The sequence below is a fragment of the Natronomonas gomsonensis genome (assembly GCF_013391635.1).
Taxonomy (GTDB): domain Archaea; phylum Halobacteriota; class Halobacteria; order Halobacteriales; family Haloarculaceae; genus Natronomonas; species Natronomonas gomsonensis_A.
The window spans coordinates 735,020-755,691 of record NZ_JACAWU010000002.1 but is presented as its reverse complement, the minus strand read 5'-3'; the positions used below and the strand labels follow the sequence as shown (position 1 = coordinate 755,691).

Annotated in this window: 21 protein-coding genes and 2 tRNA genes; 7 read left to right on the top strand and 16 right to left on the bottom strand. The window is 65.1% G+C overall.

Features of this window, described 5'->3' with window-relative positions:
- Positions 1-6 precede the first annotated feature (6 nt).
- Complete coding sequence (locus HWX69_RS12355) at positions 7-1,362, top strand: outer membrane protein assembly factor BamB family protein (RefSeq protein ID WP_178917400.1); 1,356 nt, start codon at positions 7-9, stop codon at positions 1,360-1,362.
- 182 nt (positions 1,363-1,544) lie between these two features.
- On the opposite strand, the gene HWX69_RS12350 is transcribed toward HWX69_RS12355, so the two are convergent.
- Positions 1,545-2,105: a hypothetical protein gene (locus HWX69_RS12350; RefSeq protein ID WP_178917399.1), complete on the bottom strand. Its 561-nt coding sequence runs from the start codon at positions 2,103-2,105 to the stop codon at positions 1,545-1,547.
- Positions 2,106-2,349: 244 nt separating this feature from the next.
- Positions 2,350-2,530, bottom strand: a tRNA-Trp gene (locus tag HWX69_RS12345).
- Positions 2,531-2,611: 81 nt separating this feature from the next.
- On the opposite strand from HWX69_RS12345, the gene HWX69_RS12340 reads away from it, so the two are divergent.
- Complete coding sequence (locus tag HWX69_RS12340) at positions 2,612-2,938, top strand: 2Fe-2S iron-sulfur cluster-binding protein (protein ID WP_178917398.1); 327 nt, start codon at positions 2,612-2,614, stop codon at positions 2,936-2,938.
- Here the strand turns inward: HWX69_RS12340 and HWX69_RS12335 are convergent.
- From HWX69_RS12335 to HWX69_RS12325, 3 genes are read right to left on the bottom strand one after another with little or no spacing between them, the layout of a single operon-like run.
- On the bottom strand, positions 2,935-3,159 hold the full coding sequence (locus tag HWX69_RS12335) for a DUF5795 family protein (protein WP_178917397.1): 225 nt from the start codon (positions 3,157-3,159) through the stop codon (positions 2,935-2,937). The genes HWX69_RS12340 and HWX69_RS12335 overlap by 4 nt on opposite strands.
- Before the next feature lie 32 nt (positions 3,160-3,191).
- Positions 3,192-4,103 (bottom strand): DUF5794 domain-containing protein, encoded by a 912-nt coding sequence (locus HWX69_RS12330; protein ID WP_178917396.1) that lies wholly within the window; start codon positions 4,101-4,103, stop codon positions 3,192-3,194.
- 3 nt (positions 4,104-4,106) lie between these two features.
- Positions 4,107-4,304 carry a hypothetical protein gene (locus tag HWX69_RS12325; RefSeq protein ID WP_178917395.1) on the bottom strand — a complete coding sequence of 66 codons (198 nt, stop codon included), beginning with the start codon at positions 4,302-4,304 and terminating at the stop codon, positions 4,107-4,109.
- 262 nt (positions 4,305-4,566) lie between these two features.
- On the opposite strand from HWX69_RS12325, the gene guaB reads away from it, so the two are divergent.
- Together guaB and HWX69_RS12315 are read left to right on the top strand one after the other, a co-directional pair.
- A complete protein-coding gene (gene guaB, locus HWX69_RS12320; RefSeq protein ID WP_178917394.1) occupies positions 4,567-6,045 on the top strand; it encodes an IMP dehydrogenase in 1,479 nt (492 codons plus the stop codon).
- Positions 6,046-6,496: 451 nt separating this feature from the next.
- Positions 6,497-7,213: a class I SAM-dependent methyltransferase gene (locus HWX69_RS12315; RefSeq protein WP_178917393.1), complete on the top strand. Its 717-nt coding sequence runs from the start codon at positions 6,497-6,499 to the stop codon at positions 7,211-7,213.
- Between the two features lie 176 nt (positions 7,214-7,389).
- Here HWX69_RS12315 and HWX69_RS12310 read toward each other — a convergent pair.
- Positions 7,390-7,463 (bottom strand) — tRNA-Lys (locus HWX69_RS12310).
- Positions 7,464-7,586: 123 nt separating this feature from the next.
- On the opposite strand from HWX69_RS12310, the gene HWX69_RS12305 reads away from it, so the two are divergent.
- Positions 7,587-9,047 (top strand): DHH family phosphoesterase, encoded by a 1,461-nt coding sequence (locus HWX69_RS12305; protein ID WP_178917392.1) that lies wholly within the window; start codon positions 7,587-7,589, stop codon positions 9,045-9,047.
- Here the strand turns inward: HWX69_RS12305 and HWX69_RS12300 are convergent.
- Positions 9,044-9,331: a PRC-barrel domain-containing protein gene (locus tag HWX69_RS12300; protein ID WP_156710423.1), complete on the bottom strand. Its 288-nt coding sequence runs from the start codon at positions 9,329-9,331 to the stop codon at positions 9,044-9,046. The two genes, HWX69_RS12305 and HWX69_RS12300, sit on opposite strands and share 4 nt — an antisense overlap.
- A 114-nt stretch (positions 9,332-9,445) precedes the next feature.
- Here HWX69_RS12300 and trxA point away from each other — a divergent pair, with 114 nt between their 5' ends.
- Entirely contained in the window at positions 9,446-9,835 is a 390-nt protein-coding gene (trxA, locus tag HWX69_RS12295; protein WP_178917391.1) for a thioredoxin, read from the top strand.
- A gap of 185 nt (positions 9,836-10,020) precedes the next feature.
- Here trxA and HWX69_RS12290 read toward each other — a convergent pair whose 3' ends face one another.
- From HWX69_RS12290 to HWX69_RS12260, 7 genes are all read right to left on the bottom strand, one after another.
- The gene (locus HWX69_RS12290) at positions 10,021-10,737 is read right to left on the bottom strand and encodes a class I SAM-dependent methyltransferase (protein WP_178917390.1); all 717 of its coding nucleotides are present in this window, start codon (positions 10,735-10,737) and stop codon (positions 10,021-10,023) included.
- Positions 10,738-10,799: 62 nt separating this feature from the next.
- Positions 10,800-11,858 carry a phosphotransacetylase family protein gene (locus tag HWX69_RS12285; protein ID WP_178917389.1) on the bottom strand — a complete coding sequence of 353 codons (1,059 nt, stop codon included), beginning with the start codon at positions 11,856-11,858 and terminating at the stop codon, positions 10,800-10,802.
- The gene (locus HWX69_RS12280; protein ID WP_178917388.1) at positions 11,855-13,948 is read right to left on the bottom strand and encodes an acetate--CoA ligase family protein; all 2,094 of its coding nucleotides are present in this window, start codon (positions 13,946-13,948) and stop codon (positions 11,855-11,857) included. Before HWX69_RS12280 ends, HWX69_RS12285 begins: the two co-directional genes overlap by 4 nt.
- Before the next feature lie 59 nt (positions 13,949-14,007).
- On the bottom strand, positions 14,008-15,045 hold the full coding sequence (locus HWX69_RS12275) for a metal ABC transporter permease (RefSeq protein ID WP_178917387.1): 1,038 nt from the start codon (positions 15,043-15,045) through the stop codon (positions 14,008-14,010).
- A complete protein-coding gene (locus HWX69_RS12270; protein WP_156708114.1) occupies positions 15,045-15,785 on the bottom strand; it encodes a metal ABC transporter ATP-binding protein in 741 nt (246 codons plus the stop codon). The genes HWX69_RS12275 and HWX69_RS12270 overlap by 1 nt, the downstream gene beginning before the upstream one ends.
- A complete protein-coding gene (locus tag HWX69_RS12265) occupies positions 15,782-16,867 on the bottom strand; it encodes a metal ABC transporter substrate-binding protein (RefSeq protein ID WP_178917386.1) in 1,086 nt (361 codons plus the stop codon). Before HWX69_RS12265 ends, HWX69_RS12270 begins: the two co-directional genes overlap by 4 nt.
- A gap of 96 nt (positions 16,868-16,963) precedes the next feature.
- The gene (locus tag HWX69_RS12260) at positions 16,964-17,440 is read right to left on the bottom strand and encodes a YbaK/EbsC family protein (protein ID WP_178917385.1); all 477 of its coding nucleotides are present in this window, start codon (positions 17,438-17,440) and stop codon (positions 16,964-16,966) included.
- Between the two features lie 101 nt (positions 17,441-17,541).
- On the opposite strand from HWX69_RS12260, the gene HWX69_RS12255 reads away from it, so the two are divergent.
- The gene (locus HWX69_RS12255; RefSeq protein WP_178917384.1) at positions 17,542-18,096 is read left to right on the top strand and encodes a hypothetical protein; all 555 of its coding nucleotides are present in this window, start codon (positions 17,542-17,544) and stop codon (positions 18,094-18,096) included.
- On the opposite strand, the gene HWX69_RS12250 is transcribed toward HWX69_RS12255, so the two are convergent.
- Entirely contained in the window at positions 18,097-19,470 is a 1,374-nt protein-coding gene (locus tag HWX69_RS12250) for a zinc ribbon domain-containing protein (RefSeq protein WP_178917383.1), read from the bottom strand.
- Entirely contained in the window at positions 19,467-20,657 is a 1,191-nt protein-coding gene (locus tag HWX69_RS12245; RefSeq protein ID WP_178917382.1) for a thiolase domain-containing protein, read from the bottom strand. Before HWX69_RS12245 ends, HWX69_RS12250 begins: the two co-directional genes overlap by 4 nt.
- Between the last annotated feature and the right edge of the window lie 15 nt (positions 20,658-20,672).

The window sequence follows — 20,672 nt, the reverse complement described above, 5'->3', positions numbered from 1 at the left end:
CGGCAGATGTCCGAATCCGGAGACGGTCCGAGCGAGCGCGGTCGAGTCGGGAGGCGTCGGTTTCTCGGAAGCGCCGGTACCGCCGCGGTCGCCGCCCTCGCCGGTTGTACGAGCCTTCCGGGGCTCGGCTACGACCGCGACCAGTCGTCGTTCGACCCCGAGATTCTCCCGTACGACGAGACGTACCCGTCCAGAGACGACGTGACGATGTTCCGCCGCGGAACCCGACGATTGGGGTATTACCCGGACGCGGTCGTCCCCCAGTCGGTCGACGTCGAGTGGTCGATACCGATGAACGAAATCGGCCATACCGCCGCGAAATCCAGTCCCCGACCGACGCCGGCCGGCGACCGCCTCATCATCCCCGACGACACCGGCAAACTGCACGCGGTGACGCCGGACGGCGACCGACAGTGGACTGTCGAGACAGGTGCCTCGACAAGCCTCGGCTTTCACGGCACGCCGACCATCGTCGGCGACACTGGCTACATCGGCGGCTACGACGGCTCGATGTACGCCTTCGACGTACAAAGCGGCGAGATGGTGTGGAAGACCTCGAACTGGCGGCTCCACGGCGCCATCGCCATCGGCTCCAGCCCCGCCTACTGGGACGGCGTCCTCTACGTCGTCGCCGAGTACAACTACCCCTGGCAGGAGCCCTCGGGGACGATGTGGGCACTCGACGCCGAAACGGGCCGACCGCTGTGGCACGACGACCGGCTCTGGGGGATGCCACACCCCTCGACCGCTATCGACCCCGCCACCGAGCGAATGCTCACCGGCTCTAACGACGGCGTCTGCTACTGCTGGGAGTTTCCCTCCCTCGAACCAGTGTGGGAGTTCGAAACCGACGCCGAAATCAAGGGCACCATCCCGACCTACGAGGGCGGCGCCTTCGTCGGGTCCTGGGACGGCTACTTCTATCGGCTCGACCTCGAAGACGGCAGCGAGGAGTGGTCCTTCGAGACCGGTGCCGTCACCATGTCGAACCCAGGCATCGACCCCGACTCGGGCGTCGTCTACGTCGGCAGCGACGACCGACACGTCCACGCGCTGGATACTGAGACGGGTGAGGAACTATGGTCGACGTACGTCGGCGGACACGTCATCGGTTCGCTCACCGTCACCGCCGACGCCGTCCTCGTCGGCTCCTACGACACCAATCTGTACGCCCTCGAAAAGGACACCGGCGACGTCCGCTGGCGCGTCGGGAACATCGGCCACGTGACCAGCGAAGCGGTGCCACACGACGGCCGCATCTACTACGCCGAACGGGCGGATATCTCGGGATACTGGAACGACGACACCGAAACCGTCGTCGAAACGCCGGGGCACGCCTACTGTCTCCAGCCCACATCTTGACACTCTACCTTAGCACATCCCCTCCCTCTTTTTAGAAATAATCTTCAGTTGAGAACGGAACGGAGAACAACGCCTCTACAAGTGGCCGATAGCCTGATTTCTTTCTTAAAACGTGGGAAAATGAAGTGGGTCGGCGAAAAAACTCTGCTTGCCGTCCGTAGAGTGGGAGACCTTACAAACGGTTAGGCGTCTTCTTCAGTTTCGTCGTCTTCCTCATCATCGTCGTCATCTGCCTCTTCGTCCTCTTCTTCCTCGGATTCATCGTCATCCTCCTCGGACTCGTCGCGTTCGTCGTCCTCGCTCTCATCGTCATCCGCCTCGTCCTCTCCTTCATCGACATCGTATTCGTATTTCTCTTCGACGAGGGTTAGCGAGTCATCTGCAACGACGTACTCCAGTTCGCCCTCCGCGTGGTCGGACTCGTACTCGACTTCGAGCTCCTCGAGGGACTCGTCGTCTTCACTGAGCGCTGACTGATTGACTGTCGCGGTCCCGTCCGCGTCGGTTGTGACAGTTACCTCTTCTTCCCCTTCGACGGTGACCGAGGCGTTCTCTACGGGCGTGCCGTCGTCAGTCACAGTCACCGTGACGGTTTCGTTATCGAGCGTTGCATCCATCTCCAAGTCGGATACGGACGCCGACGACGCGCCGCCATCCGTTTGGGCCAGACCCGTTACTGCGGCACCGCTTCCAGCAACGAGCATTACTGCCAGCACCGCCACCATCGTTTTTGAGACTGACATTGCATTCGACGCGACGGCTGTGAGAGGCATAAATCAGGGAAACCGTTGGACGGCGTTCTACCGATTTCATTACCGTTCAAACGGTTTAATCGGCCCGGAGAACGCCTCCTCAAGCATCTATCCCGGCTTGCAGTCGTTCCGACGGTTTCCTTATCCTCCCACGATTTTCACAGATAGGTCTGATTTGATACTCTCGCCGCAGTATAAACATATTAGTATGCAGTCAGTTTCTTTAAGATGAGTATGGGGACGGAGGGATTTGAACCCCCGATCTACTGATATCTCCGGTGTAGCGCCTCGGTCCTCCAGAGGGTCGTCAACGCGGAGCGATGATCAGTCGTCCGCTCGGTATATCAGTCTGGAGTCTCGTCACCGGGCGCGTGGCCTCTGGAGTCAGCCGCCATGCCTGGCTTGGCCACGTCCCCTCGATTCCCCGTACTTCCCTTCTTCCTAAAGGGGTTTCGATTCGGCACATCGACTTTGGCGGTGCCGCACGAAGTGAGGGTATGCCTGAGCGCGTTCCAGTGACCGTCGTCGACGGAGAGTACGAGACGACCATCGAGGTGCCGCATGGAACGGTGCTTCGGGACGCCCTGCTGGAGCGGGGCTTCGAGGTGTACGGTTCGGTGTCACGGGTGGCGAACTGCGGCGGCCGGGGGCTGTGTGGCACCTGTGGCGTCCGAATCGAGGACGCTCCCGAGCCGTCGCAGTGGCACGACGCGGCCGCCGAACGGTGGGGGTATCCGCGGCTGTCCTGTCAGATTCGAGTAGAAGAACCGCTCCGAGTCGAACTACTCGAAAAAGTCCTCTGGGGGCAGATACTCCCGGATTAGCGGTCGGTTTCGCTCCAACCACACTCCTGACACTTGTAGCCGGTGACGAACTCGGTGACGCTCGGCATGTAGCCCACCGAGATGACATCGCCACCGCAGTCGGGACAGTCCCGGTCGGTGTCCTCGATGCCTTCGGTGTCCATGACGCGCTCGCCTTCGATGAGTTCGGCGAGCTTTCCGGGCGTGACCATGCGACCCTCGACGACGCGGTTGTCGGCCATACAGGAGGAGTGGCGCCGAGGGCCCTAAGGCTTTACAGCCACGGAGCGCGGTCGCCCTCGGGACTACCGGGGGCGGAGGACTCTTCTTCGTCGACGCGTTCGACGGCGTCTTCGACGTCTTCCTCGAAGGGGTCATCGGCGTCTGGGTCGGGGTCACCACCGTCGGTTGCGGCCGCAGCATCCGCGTCTTCGGAGGACGCGTCCATCGCCCCCTCGGGGTTGAAGGCGAAGAGGCCGGTGACCGCGAGGACGATGAGTGCCAGCGGTTCCTCGCCCGTGATTGGGCCGACTTCGAGGATGGTCAGCGGGAGGACGCCCAGAGCGACCGCGCTGCCGAAGCGGAAGCGGTCGATGTCGACGTTCCCACGGAGCCAGGGGCCGAGTCCGGCGACGGCCAGCGCGAAGGCGACGCCGACGACGGCGGCACCGGTGCCGTAGACGACGAACATCGGGTCGGCGACGAAGCCGAACTCGAAGGCCGTCGGTCGGAAACTCGCGACGAGACCGAGGCCGATGATGACGCTGGGTCGGGGAAGGTATTCGCCGACGGTCGCACTCGCGGTCTTCGCCGCGATGGCGAGGATGACGAGTGCGGCGAAGCGCTCGAAGATGACCATATCGAGCACCGAGGCGATGGTCGGAGCGATAGTGGCCTGCAGTGCTGCGAGGGGGACGACGAGCGCGCCGACGAGCAGGACGTTCTTGATGCGGTCGCGTCGGGAGCCCTCCATCTCGGCGAGGACGACGGCGAGCGTCGCGCTGCCACCGAAGATAAGCAGCCCGACCTCGACCATACCGAGGAGGTCTGAAACCGCGCCGGCGACGATGAGCGCCGTAAAGATACCATCGATGAGCGGCAGCGCCATGACAGTCGCGAGCAGGCGCGTCCCTTCACCGACCTGTCGCTCGAGGCGTAACGCAATCGGGTGGCGTGATGCGCTCATTCGTCAGGCGGGGCGACCCTCACCATGGGACGAACGGCGGTGGATGTCGCGATACCCTCTGACGTGTCCGGAGCGGTTGCGGGTCCGGATGGGTGCGACGTTCTCCGCTTTATTTGTCCACATCGCAAATGTAAAGAAAATGCCGGTAGCGAGGCTGGATTGCCCGGCGATACGCTGTGCGATGGGACTGGCGGAGTCCATACATGAGGCAACAGTTGACTGAATCATAAGTGTTGTGTGAGTATTGTCCGCATGCATCTGACGAGTGGGTACAGACCAGCGGGATTCCCCGACGAATCGTCCGACATTCACACGTGAGTCGGACGAACATCCACCATCGGGCGCCGATGTACACGTTCGGACATCGGTGTCGACAAAGCCACGGAACGGGCCGGCCGTGTGTGTCGGTGACGGACGGTAGCGCTCTCGCAACGCTTTTGGGCGGGGGATTCCGACGGTTTACATGGCGAGCGACGAACCCTTCTCGGAGAAACTCCGCGTACCTGAGGCATTGACGTTCGACGACGTACTCCTCCGTCCCAAGGAGAGCCGCGTCGAACCGGACGACGCCGACATGGCGACCCGCGTGTCGACGAACGTCACGCTGAACATTCCCGTTCTCTCGGCGGCGATGGACACCGTCACCGAAGCCGAACTGGCCATCGAGATGGCCCGCGAAGGTGGCCTCGGCGTCCTCCACCGGAACATGACCGTCGAGGAGACCGCAGAACACGTCGAGACGGTCAAACGGGCCGACGAACTCATCATCCGCGACGTGGTCACGGCCTCGCCCGAACAGACCGTCCGGGAGGTCGACCGCATGATGGGGAAAGAGGGCGTCTCCGGGGCGCCGGTCGTCGACGACGATGACGTGGTCCTCGGCATCATCTCGGGAACGGACATCCGGCCGTACCTCGAGGTCGGCGACCGCGACGAAGTCCGTGAGGCGATGACCGACGAGGTCATCACCGCCGGCGAAGACGTAACCGCCCGCGAGGCGCTCGAACTCATGTACGAACACAAAATCGAGCGCGTTCCCATCGTCGACGAGGAAGAGCGCCTGACGGGGCTGGTGACGATGCAGGGCATCCTCGCACGACGGGAGTACGACAACGCCGCACGGGCCTCCGACGGCTCGCTCGTCGTCGGCGTCGCCGTCGGTCCCTTCGAGACCGACCGCGCGTTGGCGGCCGACGCGGCCGGTGCCGACATCGTGTTCATCGACTGTGCGCACGCGCACAACCTCGACGTCATCGACTCCGCCCGCGAAATCAAAGCCGAGGTCGACGCCGACGTGGTGGTCGGCAACGTCGGCACGCGGGAGGCCGCCGAGGCCATCGTCGACTTCGCCGACGGCGTCAAGGTCGGGATCGGTCCCGGCTCCATCTGTACGACTCGCATCGTCTCCGGGTCCGGAATGCCCCAGATTACGGCCGTCGCCGAGGTCGCCGACGTTGCGACCCAACACGACGTGCCCGTCATCGCCGACGGTGGGATTCGCTACTCCGGTGACGCCATCAAGGCCATCGCAGCCGGCGCCGACGCCGTGATGCTCGGGTCGTACTTCGCCGGCACCGACGAGGCACCCGGCCGCGTCATCACGATGAACGGCAAGCGCTACAAGCAGTACCGCGGCATGGGCTCTGTCGGCGCGATGAAGTCCGGTGGCGGCGACCGCTATCTCAAAGACGACCCCGAAGACGAGGAGTACGTCCCCGAGGGCGTCGAAGCCGCCACGCCGTACAAAGGTTCGCTCGAATCCGAACTCCACCAACTCGTCGGTGGAATGCAGTCCGGCATGGGGTACGTCGGCGCCGAGACGATTCCGGAGTTCAAGGAACGGTCGGAGTTCGTTCGCGTCTCCTCGGCCGGCCAGACAGAGAGCCACGCCCACGACGTGGTCATCACCGACGAAGCGCCGAACTACAGTCCCGATAACTGACGCTGCCGGACGGACCCGTTCGAACAGTCCACTGGCTGTGGCGTACTCTTTGGGGTGCCGCAGGGCGGTTGCGCCAAACAGCGGTGACGGAATTGTCTCCGATAGCGTGGCCCACTCGCTGCCCCGACGCGCCGTTCACTTACTGCCGTACCGCGTTCATACACCGCCGGCTGCAGTACCCCAACCGTGCGGTTTCGGCCGAAGCGTGTGCATCGAACTGCTCTCCACATCGACTGCAAACGTAGGTGTTCATGCTCATGGTGTGCCCCGAGTCACACCCTTGGTAGTGTGACTACTGTTACCAAGGGAAGATTGGAATAAAAAACGGATTCCTGATATATCAGGCAACACCTTAATCCACAGTAATATCCGGCCCTGCGTCTGACGTACGGATGACGGCTCGGGGCGACAGCCCATCACACACATTTAGCAGGCCGCTGAATCCCGGCGTATGAAAGAGCACATCCAGAAGAACTTCGACATCAGTACCGTCTCCTATGCGGAGTACGAGACTCGAACGGGGCGGTTCAGGGAACTCGCACTGCGGCTGTACGACCGGATGGCCGACCAGGGGTCGGGTGGTATCGAATCTATCCTCGACGCTGGCGCCGGGTCGGGCATCAGCGCCCGTGCCTTCGAACAGCGTGGGGCGACCCCCGTCGCCTTGGATTTGAGCCGACAGATGCTCCGGGAGTGTACGGTCCCCGAACGCGTTCAGGGTGATTTCGACAATCTACCCTTCAGCTCGAATACCTTCGACGCCGTCGCGTTCACCGCATTGCTGTTTTTGGCGCCGAACCCCGAACGAACCGTCGCTGAAACGCGACGCGTGCTTCGGGCGGGCGGCACCGTCGGTGCGGTCGCCCCGCTGGGATGGCGGACGACAGCGGGCGAGGACGTCTTCGCGGAACTCGACCGTGACTCCCGTTCCCCGGCCGACACCACCGAGGTCGAGGCCGCACTCGCGAGCGAATTCGACCTCGAAACGGGTACGTGGACGTTCGAAGCGACCGGCGAGACGCTTCGGCTGTTCCACGCCATCCCCGCAATCGCCGCACGACTGTACCCTCGTCTCGACAGCGAGGCCCGCGTCGAACGCGCCCAGCAGTTACTCGCGGATGTCGAGGGGCCGCTCGAAGAGCAGTGGCGCTGGTTCGTCGGGCGGTGAGAGGTGGCGCTACTCGATAGGTTGCTTCTCACAAAAGCGGGCCGAGGGGGATTTGAACCACGGTCGGAGCAGAGCTCCTCCCTGATTCAAATCCCTGTGCCGCTTTGCTCGTCACGTGGTTTCTCGCAGGCCTCGCTGTCGCTCGGCACTGCTCGGTAGGTTGCTCCTCGTAAAAGCGGGCCGAGGGGGATTTGAACCCCCGACCGTCTGGTTAAGAGCCAGACGCTCTCCCTGGCTGAGCTATCGGCCCTGCAAATCCACGTAACCGCGGTTGATTCAAATAGGTTGCGTTCCCACGCCCCAGCGGGACGCCATCACACGGTTCGGACGGTACGGGCAAATTAAGTACGTCCCGGCCGTCGAGGCGGCTATCATGAGCAGCGCCATCTCGATGGCTTCGATGTCGACGTATGCGATTCTCGGCTGCGGAAGCGTCGGCCACGCCGTCGCGGAGGAACTCGTCGCGGAGGGAAAAGACGTACTGATTCTCGACCGCGACGAGGGTCGCGTGGAGGCGCTTCGGGACCAGGACCTCGACGCCCGCACCGCCGACATCGCCGAGGAGGCGGCGGCTCAAGCTGTCTCCGACCGCGATGTCATCCTCATCCTCTCGCCCGACGTCGAGGCCAACAAGGTGGCGGTCGAAACCATCCGCGAGCGCGCCGAAGACAAGTTCATCATCGTCCGCGCCTCCGACCCCGTCACCGCCGACGAACTCACCGAAGCCGGCGCCGACGTGGTCATCAACCCCTCGGCGGTCATCGCGGACTCGGCGCTTCGCGCACTCGAACAGGGCGAATTGGAGTTCAAGGCCACGCAACTGGCCGACGTCATCGACTCCGGCGAGTCGCTGGCCATCCTCGCCCACCGCTCGCCCGGTCCGGACTCCATCGCCTCGGCCGTCGCGCTGCAGGCTATCGCGAACGCCCGCGACGTCTCCGCTGACATCCTCTACGAGGGCGAAATCGGACACCAGGAGAATCGCGCGTTCGTCAACCTCTTGGGTATCGAGTTGACGCCACTGTCGGAAGCCGACCTCATGGGGTACGACAACCTCGCACTCGTCGACTGTGCGAAGGCTGCCGACCCCGTCGTCGACGGACCCGTCGACATCTTCATCGACCACTTCGAACCCGAAGTCGAGTACGACGCGGAGTTCACCGACATCCGGCCGAACGTCTCCTCGACGTCGACGATTCTAACGAAGTACATTCAGGAGTTCGACATTACGCCGCCGGAGGAGGTCGCCACTGCCCTACTGTACGGTATCCGGGCCGAAACACTCGATTTCAAACGCGATACGACGCCGGCGGACCTCACCGCGGCGGCGTATCTCTATCCGTTCGCCAACCACGACACCCTCGAACAGGTCGAGTCGCCGTCGATGAGTCCCGAGACGCTGGACGTACTCGCCGAGGCGATTCGGAATCGCGAGGTCAAGGGGAGTCACCTCGTCTCCAACGCCGGGTTCATCCGCGACCGCGATGCGCTGTCACAGGCCGCCCAACACCTGCTCAATCTGGAGGGGATTACGACTTCGGCGGTGTTCGCCATCGCCGACGACACGATTTACCTCGCCGCTCGGTCGAAGGACATCCGGATGAACATCGGCAACGTGTTGCAGGACGCCTTCGGGGAGATCGGTGAAGTGGTCGGCCACTCGACGGATGCCTCCGCGGAAATCCCGCTCGGCATCTTCACCGGACTGGAGATAACCGGCGACAACCGGGAGACGCTGCTGTCGCTCACCGAGGAAGCAGTCCGGACGAAACTGTTCGAAGCGATGGGTGTCGAAGGCGGAAGCGGCGGGGGAGAAGGGACGAACGGGAATTAAGCCGGTGCCTCTTCCTCTTCGGGTTCTCGGAGTCGTTCGACGACGTCGTTGACGAGGACGATGTCGCCGACTGCTCGGACCCACCGATACGGGATGATGACGCCCTTCGAGCCACTGACGCGCGTATCGAAGAGGTCGCGGTTGACCTCACCGAGGGCCAGTCCGGTGACGACTTCGCTGTCGAGGTCGAGGCGAATGTCCTCGACCTCACCGACGAAGACGCCCTTGTTCGAGTAGACTTCTCGACCGACGAGCGACGTGATTTCTTGGGGGACGGACTCCATCTCCATAGCGGCCGGTCGTGACGACACCTATTAACTGCTTTGCAGACGACCACCGGTCGTGTGCATCGGACACACCCCCGAAGAGATTAAAACCACGATTCCACTAGTAAGCCCATGAGCGATGCCGAAGACATCGAAGACATTCGAGCGAAGAAACGCGAGGAACTGGCGGCTAAAGCCGGCTCGCCGAGCGAACCGGTCCACGTGACTGGCGCCGGCCACCTCGAGGAACTCCTCGAAGAGAACCGCGTCGCGTTGGTCGACTTCTACGCCGACTGGTGTGGGCCCTGCAAGATGCTCGAACCGACCGTCGAGGAACTCGCCGCCGAGACGAACGCAGCCGTCCTGAAAGTCGACGTCGACGCCCACCAGAACATCGCCCAGCAGTATCAGGTCCAGGGCGTTCCCACGCTGTATCTGTTCGTCGACGGCGAACCCGCAGACCGAATGGTCGGCGTCCAAGAGAAGGCCACGCTGGCGAACAAAATCGAACAGCACGCCTGAGTGGACGCGACAGGCGTTTCGACCAGTTTGTCAACCTCGATTCAGCAATAAGTCCCCGGAACCCACCTGCCCGCACACAGACTGATGGGGGAGTGACCCCCGTGTGACACTACGGAGCCGTTCGGCTCCACTGTGTTAAACAATAGCAACCGGCTTAACTCTGTGGTCGGCCGTCGATTGCGTCCTCAACGGTCACAGACGACGAAGTAGCGCGCGCTGTCGCCTTCGATGATGTCGGTGACCGACCACGCCGTCGCATCGATCGCTTCTCGAGCGGCCGCGGGCGTGAGACAGAGCAAGTCCAGCCACGGCCCTGCAAGGTCGCGATACTCGGTTCGCATTCGGCGGCGCGCGACCCCGGCTTCGCGGTCGAAATCGAGCAGTTCCTCCCGTCCGGCGACGTGGTCGTCGGCGACGGCGAAGGGGTCTTTGAAGTCACCGACGACACGACCCCCTTCGGTCGTGGCGTCTTCCAGCGCCGACAGCGTCTCCTGGAGCGCCCCGACGGTCCCGCCGACGCCGAACTGCGTCCCGGCGAGAAAGACGCAGTCGGCGACGACCGGTAGCGACCGGAGGTCTGCGCGGGCGACCCGTTCGACGCCACGGTCGCGGGCAACCCGGAGTGCGCCCGCGCTCACGTCCGTCGCCACCACGTCGGTTCCCTCCCGCTGGAGGGCGAGCGCGTGCGAACCGGCGCCACAGCCGGCGTCGACGACGGTGCCGCCGGTCTCGCGAACTCGCTTCAGAGCCGCTTCGCTCTCCGGCGGAAAGGAGTCACCGAAGTACCACTCGGGGTGGCCGTCGCGGGTCGCGCCGGTGTGGCTCCGGTAGCGGCCGCTGCCGTCGTAGTCGTCGCGGTGGAAGTCGAGGACCATCCGACCGAAGGCGTCCATCTCGTCCATACGGGTGGCACCGACCGCGGCTTATTGTGACTTATTGTGACACGGTGACGAACGACACTGAGTTACGCTTCGAGCATCGCGTCGATGTCCGCGTAGTCCCGCAGGAGTTCGCCCATCCGCTCGACGGTGTGTGTGTCGCGGGTCCGTCCCGAGCGAATGACCTTCTCGGCGCGGTCGAGCGTCGTCTTGGTGTCGGCGCCCACGAGCAACACCGGCACGTCGGCGGCTTCGGCACGACCGAGGACGGCCTCGGGCGGCCTGAACCCGCCAGTCAACAGCAGACACTCGATGCCGGAGGCCTCAAGGGCTGCTGTCACTACGTCGGTCCGGTCGCCGCCGGTGATGAGCGCGGCGTCGCGGACCCGGCGGAGCTGTCCGAGCGCCTCGCCGGCGGTCATCGCACCGACGACGAATCGCTCGAGGAGCCCGTCGGTCGGCGCCTCGCTGGTCAGCACGTCGGCGCCGAGTTCGCTGGCCAGTTCCGCGACCGTGACGCCCGCGAGGTCGCGGTCACGCGGGACGGTTCCGAACACCCGGACGCCCCGCCCTTCGAGGAAGGGGACCACGTCGCTCGCGAGGCCGTCGAACGCCGCGTCGGAAACCGCGTTGAACAGCACGCCACCGAGGTGGTCGCCGAGGTACTCGGCGGCGGCCAACACCTCGTCGATGTCGCTCGGTTGGGCGTAGGGGACGACCAGGACGACCGTCGCGTCGAGCAACTCGGCGATGTCGCGGTCGGTCAATCCGACGATACCGCCGGTCGTCAGCGACCCGCCGCCCTCGAGTATCATCCGGTCGCTGTCTTCGGCCAGCGCCTCGAACTCCTCGGTGATTCGCTCCCGGAGGGCCTCGGGGTCCTCGCGGCCGCGAATCGCCTCCTGAATGAACGTCGAGGAGTAGACGACCGGCTCCATCTCGTGGGTCTGGCTGTCGATGTCCAACACCTCGCGAGCCAACAGCGGGTCCTCGTCGAGGGTCTTGCCGACCGACGACTGCAGTCGTGTCCCTTTGGGTTTCATGTAGCCGACGCGCTCGCCGCGCTCCTGGGCGGCTTTGGCCAACGCCAGTGCGACGGCGGTCTTGCCTGTGCTCTCTTCGGTCGAGGTGACGAGTAGGGTCATAGTGCTTCTGGGTCGACGGTGAGTCTAATGTCGATGGCGACGACGCCCTCGGGCGTCGCCACCAGCGGGTTGATGTCCAGTTCGACGATAGCGGGGAAGTCGGTGACGAGTTGTGAGAGTCGCTGGATGGTCTCGACGACGGCGTCTTCGTCGACCGGCGTCCGGCCGCGTGCGCCCCGCAACAGCGGTGCCGCGTCGATGTCGTCTATCATGCTCGCCGCCTCGGGTTCGGAGACCGGGGCGACCCGGAGCGTGGTGTCCTCGAACACCTCGACGAAGACGCCGCCGAGGCCGAACAGCACGAGCGGGCCGAACTGCGGGTCGCGGTTCAACCCGAGAATCGTCTCGACGCCGTCGTCGAGGTCGACCATCTCCTGTACCTGCACGCCGAGGATGCGGGCGTCGGGTTGGTAGTTTCGAGCGCGCGTAAGGAGGGTCTCGTAGATGTCCGCTACGTCGGCGTCCGCGACGCCGACTTCCACCCCGCCGACGTCGGTCTTGTGGAGGATGTCCGGCGAGACGATTTTCATCACCACGTCGCCCTCGATTGCTTCGGCGACCCGTCGGGCGTCTCCCGGCGAGTCGACGATGTCGCTTTCGGGGGTCGGAATCCCGTAGGCGTCGAGCAGTCCCATCGCCTCGATGCCGAGTCGGTTGTCCCGTGCGCCCTCGACGCGCTCCAGAATCTCGCGGGCGCGGGCGCGGTCGACGTCGAACGTCGTCGGCGCTTCGTACTCGCGCCGCCGAATCTCCCGATAGTCGTACAGCGCCTCGAGGCTCCGGACGGCCCGAGCGGGGTCGAAGTACGTCGGCATGCCGGCCGCCGCGAGCGTCTCCGCCGCCGCCTCGGTCGAGGAACCACCCATCAGACAGACTGCGACCGGTTGTTCTCGCGTCTCTCCGAGTGCGGTCAGCCGCTCGGCCAACGATTCGAAGGACAGCGTCGCGGTCGGACAGGCGATGACGACCGCCGCGCCGACGGCAGGGTCGTCGAGGACGACCTCCAAGGCTCGCTCGAAGCGTTCGACCGGCGCGTCGCCGATGATGTCCACCGGATTCTGCCCGCTCGCCGACTGGGGGAGGACGTCGGCCAGCGCCGCACGGGTCTCCCCGCCGAGCGAGGCGAGGTCGAGGGCTGCGTCACCGATGGCGTCGGTCGCCATCACGCCCGGCCCGCCGGCGTTGGTCACGACGGCGACACCATCGGCGTTCGGGATGGGTTGGCCGGCCAACATCGCGCCGAAGTCGAACAACTCCTCGGCGGACTCGACGCGGAGGACGCCCGCCCCATCCAATCCGGCCTCGTAGGCCGCTTCACTGCCGGCGATGGCGCCGGTGTGGGAGGCCGCGGCGTGGGCGCCGGCCTCCGTTCGCCCCGACTTCACGACGACGACGGGCGTCTCGGCAGTCACCTCGCGTGCGGTTCGGACGAACGCTTCGCCGTCCTCGATGCTTTCGAGGTACCCCAACACCACGTCGGTCCCCGAATCCGCCCCCCACGCCTCGATGAAGTCCGTCTCGTCGAGGACGGCCTTGTTGCCGAGGGAGACGATGTCGTTGAAGCCGATGTCGCGGTCGGCGGCCCAATCGAGGACGGCCGTGACGAACGCGCCGGATTGGCTCATAAACGAGATGGAACCCGGGTCGGCGTTCCGCGGACCGAACGTGGCGTTCAGTCCCGACGGCGTCGAGATGATACCCAGCGAGTTCGGCCCGACGAGGTTCAACCCATAGCGGTTCGCGAGGTCGACGAGTGCCTCCTCGCGGGCGGTGCCGTCGCCGCCGGATTCGCCGAACCCAGCGGTAATCACGACGACGTTTTCGATACCTGCCTCGCCTGCCGACTCGATGACCTCGAGGGCCGTCGCGGCCGGCACCACGACGACGGCGAGGTCGGCGCCGGTCTCGGCTACGTCGTCGTAACAGGGGCGGTCGAACAGCCGGTCCTCGGTCGGGTTGACCGGGACGACCGACCCCTCGAAATCCGCCACGAGGTTCTCCATCACGGCTCGCCCGACCGACCCCTTGCGGTCGGTCGCTCCGACGACGGCGACCCGCTCCGGGGCGAACAGTCCCGAGAGTTCGCTCATCGGCTGTCGGTTCTCGGCGCCGGCGTAAATAGCTGTACCTCGTAGTGAGCTGCTCGCTGTCAGTGCGTCGAAACCGCTCGGAACTCGCCGGTGGAAGCGGCGACCGACAGCGCGTAGATTCCGATGGCGACGACGACGATGGTGCCGCCCGGCGGGGCGTTCAGCGGGAAGGCAACCGAGAGGCCGACCAACACGGAGAGTTCGCCGAACAGCACACCGAGATACATCGATTCGCGGAAGTCGGCGGCGATTTGGGTGGCCGCCGCGACCGGGACGACCAGAAGCGCCGCGACGAGGATGATGCCGAGTACCTGCATCGCCCCGACGACGACGAACGACGTGAGGACGACTAACAGCGTGTTGTGGAGCCCCACGTCGAGTTGGGCGACGCGGGCGGCCTGCTCGTCGAAGGTGATGAACAGCAGTTGCTTGTGTCGGGCCGCGATGACGGCGACGACGACTGCCGACAGCGCACCCATCAGCCACGCACCGCTCGGCGTGACGAAGCCGACGTTGCCGAACAGGAAGCTCTCGATGTTGAGCCCCGAGAACCCGCCGCCGATGGAGATGATGATGGTGCCGACGGCGAACGACCCCGTGAGCATGATGGCGATGGGCACGTCGCCGTAGGTGTCGGTGTGTTCAGTCAGCCATTGGACCGCGAAGGCCCCGAGGATGCCCGCGATAAGCGCTGGAAGTAGGATGGGCGTCGACCAGCCCGTCGATGCGGCGAAGAACAGGCCGAATGCCACCCCGGCGAACGCCGTGTGGGCCAGTGTCTCGCCGATGAGCGCCATCTCGCGGTGGACGAGGTAGGTGCCGACCAGCGGTGCGACGATGCCGATGAGGACGCCGGTCGCAAGCGAGTTCCAGACGAACCGGAAACGAAGCAGGTCGGTCCCGACGAGGAGGCCGAGAAGGTGGCCGGTATCGACGAGCGTCGTCGCGAGCGTCGCACCGAGGCCGCCGAGGGTTCCGGGGCCGTATGCTTCGGCGAACGTCGCCAGCAGATACAGCCCCGAAACGGCGGCCAGAATCGCCGTCACGCCGATACCGACCCGGACGATCCCTCGCCGAGCAGCACGTTGCACCGCCATCAGTGGTGGTGGCCGACGACCTGTCCGGTCGAGCCGTAGGCACGCTCTAGGGCGTCGCTCTCGTGGAAGGACTCGGGGTCGCCGTGGTGGTACAGTTCCGTGTTGAGACAGGCGATGCGACTCGCGCGGTCGGTGACGACGCCGATGTCGTGTTCGATGAGGACGATGGTGATACCCTCACTGTTGAGTTCGTCGAGCAGGCCGTAGAAGCGGTCACGTGACTCGGCGTCGACGCCGACGGTCGGCTCGTCGAGTGCGAGCAGGTCGGCGTCGCTGGCGAGCGCGCGGGCGATGAACGCCCGCTGGCGCTGACCGCCGGAGAGGGTGTTCAGTTTTCGGTCGGCGAGATCGGTGATGTCCACCCGTGCCATAGCGGCCTCGACGGCCTGATGGTCTTCCTCCCGGAGGCGGCCGGAGCCGACGTGTGGATAGCGACCCATCTCGACGACTTCCTCGACGGTGACGGGCATCGCGGTTCCCTTCTCCGTCGATTTCTGGGAGACGTAGCCGATTCGGTGGCCGTCCTCGAAGGACTCGATGGGCTCGCCGAACAACTCGACGGAGCCCTCGTCGGGTTCGACGAGCCCCAACATGACGCTCAACAGCGTCGTCTTCCCCGAGCCGTTCGGGCCGATGAGTCCGAGGAATTCGCCTTCCGCGATGGTCAGCGACACGTCTCGCAGGGCGGGGGCCTCCCCGTAACTGAACGAGACGTTCTCGATGCGGACGGCGTCGGTCATTCGGCTTTCAGTGCGGCTTTGAATGCCGGTAGGTTTAGCTCTTTCATCTGTTCGACGTACCCCCAGCCGTCGTCGAGCCACTCCCCTTTCGTCCCTTCCGCCGAGGAGATGGCGACCGCTTCCTCGGCGTTCGATTCGCTGACGATGGTTTCGGCGAGTCGTGGTGAGGAGAAGGTGTCATAGAGGATGACGTCGATGCCGTTGTCGTCGACCACGTCGATGGTGTCGCTGATTTCCGCCGACCCGGGTTCGGCGTTCGGGGAGACGCCGACCGGTGAGTGAACTTCGAAGCCGTACCGTTCGGCGAGATACTGATAGGAGTCGTGGCCCGCGACGACGACGGTGTCGATAGCGCGCTCGGAGAGTTCCGACTCGAAGGTCTCGTCGAGGGTTTCGAGTTCCCCGACGTAGGCGTCGGTGTTCGAGCGGTAGGTCTCGGCGTTGTCCGGGTCGGCCTGAGCCAGCGCCTCACCGATGGTCCGGACGCTCGTGGCCGACCGGACTGGGTCGGTCCAGTAGTGGGGGTCGAAGTCACCACCGACGTGTTCGTCCTCGTGCTCGTCGGTGTGCTCATCCTCGTGTTCGTCGTCGTGGTCATCGGTGTGTTCGTCCTCGTGCTCGCCGTCGTGTTCGTCGGTGTGCTCATCGGTGTGTTCGTCCTCGTGGTCCTCACCACTGTGTTCGTGACCAGCCCCGATTTCTCGAAGCTCTACGTCTGCAAGGGCGTCGACGACGGTGACGGACTCGTGGTTCGCCTCGAGGTTTTCTGCGCTGTCGAGGGCCCAGTTCTGAAACCCCGGGATGTCGAGGTAGACGAACGCGGCAGACCGAGCGGCGTCGACCTGTGCCTGCGAGCCGACCTCGTACTGGTGGCCCATCTCTCCCGGCGGGATGGGGTTTTGTACCTCTGTCACGTCGCCGACGACGTGGCGAGCGAAGTCGGCTAGCGTAAAAAACGAAGTAAACACGCCTTCCCCACCCTCGGGACCGTTGCCGGTGTCTGGACTTCCGAGACAGCCAGCGAGGCTCCCGCCGACAACCGCCGCCGTTCCGCCGAGTACCTGTCGTCGCGTCGGGTTCATACCCACCAGTTACCCATCTCCAGTTAAAAATGTTATTATTTATCCAGCCTTAGTTAATAATATTGGTGCCAATACAGCGCTGTCTTGTTAATCGACTCACTCCGCGATATCGGCGACCGTTGCGCCCGCCAGCTCCCGGAGCGTCTCGGGGTCGATGGGGAACACCGCCTGCGGCGTTCCGGCGGCGGCCCACACCTCCTCGAACTCCAAGAGCGTCTCGTCCATGAAGACGGGGACATCCGCATCATGGCAGAACGGCGGCACACCACCGATGGACCACCCCAACGTCGATTTGATATCGTCGGCGTCGCCCATCGACACGCTCTCGGCGTCGACGCCGACGAGGTCGGCGACCTTCGCCTCACTCACGCGGTTTGCGCCGCTCGTGACGACCACGACGAGGTCGCCGTCGGCCGAGAGGACGATTCCGCTGGCTATTTGGGCGACGCCACAGCCGATGGCTGCGGCGGCGTCGGCCGCCGTCTTCGTTCCCTCGGGGAACTCGTGTACGTCGACTTCGAAGCCGTAACGGTCCGCAGCACGGGCCCGGAACTCCGCTGCACTCGGGTGCATAGCGGGGGGTGTCGGCCGGCGTGCAAGAATCCCCCGATGAGAGTCAAACGTTCGTTTGAACCTTCGGCACGGTTTTTGTATTCTCCCCAGTAGCCGCTACCGTGAAACGACGTTCCCTCCTCGCGGCCGCGGCGGCCGCGACCACGACTGGTATCGCCGGCTGTCTCGGTGGCGGCCCCGGAACCGCTCCGGAAAACGACGACGAGAGCGATGATCCGACCGAGACACCGACCGGACCCCGACTCGTCGACCAGTCTTTCGAGGTCGAACGCGTCGAGTGCGGCGACGACTACGGCAGCCACGAGGTGACCAAAGAAGACGGCGTCGTCACCGTCGAGGGCGTCCTCGACGGACGGGATTCCTCATACACCGCAGAGCTCGTCACGAGCGAATACGACCGCGACGCCGACGAACTGTACGTCGAAGTCGAGAGCGTCGAGGGCGACGACGAAGGTGCGTCGGCGCAGTGTATCGTCGAAATCGAGTACGTGGCGACGTTCACTTTCGAGAACGGCGAACCGTCGTCGGTGCGGGTCGATCAATCGGGCAACAGAAGTGGGTCCTCGAGCGCCAGCCAGTCGGTGAGCGCCAGTCCCGAGACCGAGACGCCGGAATTGACCGGCACGCCAACTCGGACGCCGTCGGACGACGCCTAATTACAGCGTGATGGCCTTCAGCCCGTAGCGTGGCACGCCCTCTTCGACGTAGACACGTCGCGGAACCGCGCGGACGCGGTCATCGACGGATGCACCGCCGGCGACCTGCATCGGCAGCGACACCTCGCCGCCTTCGGCGTCGAATCGTACGATAGCGACGCCGAAGGCGCCCTGTCGGGCCTGCTGTTCGGCGAACTCCGGCGGCGCACCGCCTTGTCCGATAGTCGTCGCGGCGTCGACGACGCCCTCCAGTTCCGGTTCGACAGGCTCGAACTCGACGAGCGACAGGCAATCGGGGCAGGCGCCGTCCGGCGGAAACGCGACTGCGCCACACTCCGGACACACACCCGCCTCGTGGCGGTGTCGCTGCGGGAGGCTCCGACGCCACGTCGGCACCGGAACGTGTGCCGCGCCACCGTCGGGTTTCTCGCCGACGATGTCGCCGCGCCGGCGGAGGTACGCCGGATAGTCGAGTTCCCGGTCGCCGTCCAGCGACGCCTCGACCGACGGGGTTCCCTCGACGACGAACGCCGTCGCGCCGGCGCCCGACCCCCACGCGACGCCGAGGGTCCGCTCGTGGCCCGACCGGAAGGATTCGGCCAGCGACAGTGGGACGCTCGCGGCGCCGGTGTCGCCCAGCGAGGAAACCGTCTCCACCGCCGCGATGGCCTCGGCGTCGAGGTTCGTCCGGTAGGGAAGTTTCCCGTTGGGGGCCTGCAGCGCGATGGCTTCAGCGTCGGCGTCTTCGATGGAATCGACGGCTGCCTCGATTGGCTCGGTGAAGGCGGCGCGGTCGTAGGTGCCGATATCGAGTCCTTCGACGTTCTCACTACCGTGTTGTCGGAATCTCGTTCCCGGCCGTACGTCGGCGTGGTTCGCCCGTTGGGTGACGACTGCCGGGGCGTCTTCGCCGACGAGGAACGCTGCCGCGCCCGCCCCGGCGGCGTGTTCGCGGCTGTCGTCCGGTTCGCCTTCCGGGCAGTCGGCGACGACGAGGAGTGCCGTGCCGTCGCCGTCGATAGACTCCAGTAGAGCGTCGACGCCCGCGCGTGTGCTGCCTGCGTAGGTCCGCCGGACCGCGTCGGCCGGGACGTTCAGGTACGACCCCACGCGTGCGGTGAGGTCCTCCTCTTCAAGCGGCGGGGTCGTCGTCGCGAAGGTCAGTCGGTCGACGGCCTCGCCTGCGACATCGCCGGCTGACAGCGCCCGCCGGGCGGCCTGGACGCCCATCGTGAGCGCGTCCTCGTCGGCGTCGGGGACGGCCTTCGTCTCGACGCCCGGAGCGTCGAAGCGGCCCCACGCCTCCTCGAAGGCCTCGGCTGGCACTCGGTTCTCTGGGGCATAGGCGCCGACGGCGAGGATGCCGCGGCTCATGCGTCCACCTCCGTGTCCGTCCGGTCTTCACGCTCGAAGACGTGGACCACCGCCGCGCCGCCGGACCCGCCGACGTTGTGTGCCAACCCAACGGCTGGCTCGTCGAGTTGTCGCTCGCCGGCCCGTCCGGTCAGTTGGTCGAACACCTCGACGACCTGTCCGGCACCCGTCGCGCCGATGGGATGACCCTTCGATTTCAGGCCACCGGAGGTGTTGACGGGGAGTTCGCCGTCGATGCGGGTCGCCCCCGATTCGACGTAGGGGCCGGCCTCGCCGCGCTCACAGAAGCCCAAATCTTCGTAGGCCATGAGTTCCGCGATGGCGAAGCAGTCGTGGACCTCGGCGAAATCGAGGTCGTCAGGGCCGATATCGGCTTCCTCGTAGGCGGATTCGGCGGCCTTCTTCGAGGCCGGCACCGAGTTGTAGGTGTCACGCTGGAAGAGACCAACGCGGTCGGAGGCGGCACCGACGCCCGCCACACGGACCGGGTCGTCGGTGTACTCGTCGACGACATCTTCGCTGACAATGAGTGCGGTTGCAGCGCCGTCGGTCGTCGGACAGCAGTGATACAGGTTCAGCGGTTCGGCGACATCCGGGGCGTTCACTGCGTCTTCGAGCGTGCAACTGAACCCGAGGTGAGCCTTCGGGTTCTTCGAGCCGTTCGCGTGGTTCTTCACCGCGACGTGGGAGAGTTGCTCTTTCGTCGTCCCGTGTTCTCGCATGTGAGCGGAGGCCATCTGGGCGTAGACGCCCGCGAAGGTGGTCCCCGACATCCGCTCCCACTCGGTTTCACCGGAGACGCCCAGCCAGTAGCGGACGGCGTCGCCGGAGAGGTCTGTCATCACTTCGACGCCTCCCGCGAGGGCCACGTCCGCCATCCCCGACCGAACCGCCATCACGGCCTGTCGGACGGCGTATCCCGAGGCCGCACAGGCGTTCTCGACGCGGGTGACGGGCACGCCGTGGAGTCCGACGTGTTCGGTCACAGCCGGACCGGGGAGGCCGAGTTGGCGGCCCCCGACGCCGAGGGTACCGACGTAGGCCTCGTCTATTTCGGCGGTGTCGATTCCGTGGTCGACGGAGTCTACCGTGTTCTCGACAGCAGTTTGGAACAGCGACCGGTAACTCTCGTCGGGAAAGGAGCCGTACTTCGATTGGCCCGCCCCGACGACGTAGGCATCGCGCATACCCGTGGCTGGGTT

Coding starts and splice junctions, on each gene's coding strand:
- HWX69_RS12325 (WP_178917395.1), bottom strand. CDS start 4,304: ATGGACTCCGCCAGTCCCATCGCACAGCGTATCGCCGGGCAATCCAGC.
- HWX69_RS12265 (WP_178917386.1), bottom strand. CDS start 16,867: ATGAACCCGACGCGACGACAGGTACTCGGCGGAACGGCGGCGGTTGTC.
- HWX69_RS12245 (WP_178917382.1), bottom strand. CDS start 20,657: ATGCGCGATGCCTACGTCGTCGGGGCGGGCCAATCGAAGTACGGCTCC.
- trxA (WP_178917391.1), top strand. CDS start 9,446: ATGAGCGATGCCGAAGACATCGAAGACATTCGAGCGAAGAAACGCGAG.
- HWX69_RS12340 (WP_178917398.1), top strand. CDS start 2,612: ATGCCTGAGCGCGTTCCAGTGACCGTCGTCGACGGAGAGTACGAGACG.
- guaB (WP_178917394.1), top strand. CDS start 4,567: ATGGCGAGCGACGAACCCTTCTCGGAGAAACTCCGCGTACCTGAGGCA.
- HWX69_RS12350 (WP_178917399.1), bottom strand. CDS start 2,105: ATGTCAGTCTCAAAAACGATGGTGGCGGTGCTGGCAGTAATGCTCGTT.
- HWX69_RS12300 (WP_156710423.1), bottom strand. CDS start 9,331: ATGGAGTCCGTCCCCCAAGAAATCACGTCGCTCGTCGGTCGAGAAGTC.
- HWX69_RS12270 (WP_156708114.1), bottom strand. CDS start 15,785: ATGACCGACGCCGTCCGCATCGAGAACGTCTCGTTCAGTTACGGGGAG.
- HWX69_RS12290 (WP_178917390.1), bottom strand. CDS start 10,737: ATGGACGAGATGGACGCCTTCGGTCGGATGGTCCTCGACTTCCACCGC.
- HWX69_RS12330 (WP_178917396.1), bottom strand. CDS start 4,103: ATGAGCGCATCACGCCACCCGATTGCGTTACGCCTCGAGCGACAGGTC.
- HWX69_RS12305 (WP_178917392.1), top strand. CDS start 7,587: ATGAGCAGCGCCATCTCGATGGCTTCGATGTCGACGTATGCGATTCTC.
- HWX69_RS12335 (WP_178917397.1), bottom strand. CDS start 3,159: ATGGCCGACAACCGCGTCGTCGAGGGTCGCATGGTCACGCCCGGAAAG.
- HWX69_RS12260 (WP_178917385.1), bottom strand. CDS start 17,440: ATGCACCCGAGTGCAGCGGAGTTCCGGGCCCGTGCTGCGGACCGTTAC.
- HWX69_RS12315 (WP_178917393.1), top strand. CDS start 6,497: ATGAAAGAGCACATCCAGAAGAACTTCGACATCAGTACCGTCTCCTAT.
- HWX69_RS12285 (WP_178917389.1), bottom strand. CDS start 11,858: ATGACCCTACTCGTCACCTCGACCGAAGAGAGCACAGGCAAGACCGCC.
- HWX69_RS12275 (WP_178917387.1), bottom strand. CDS start 15,045: ATGGCGGTGCAACGTGCTGCTCGGCGAGGGATCGTCCGGGTCGGTATC.
- HWX69_RS12280 (WP_178917388.1), bottom strand. CDS start 13,948: ATGAGCGAACTCTCGGGACTGTTCGCCCCGGAGCGGGTCGCCGTCGTC.
- HWX69_RS12355 (WP_178917400.1), top strand. CDS start 7: ATGTCCGAATCCGGAGACGGTCCGAGCGAGCGCGGTCGAGTCGGGAGG.
- HWX69_RS12250 (WP_178917383.1), bottom strand. CDS start 19,470: ATGAGCCGCGGCATCCTCGCCGTCGGCGCCTATGCCCCAGAGAACCGA.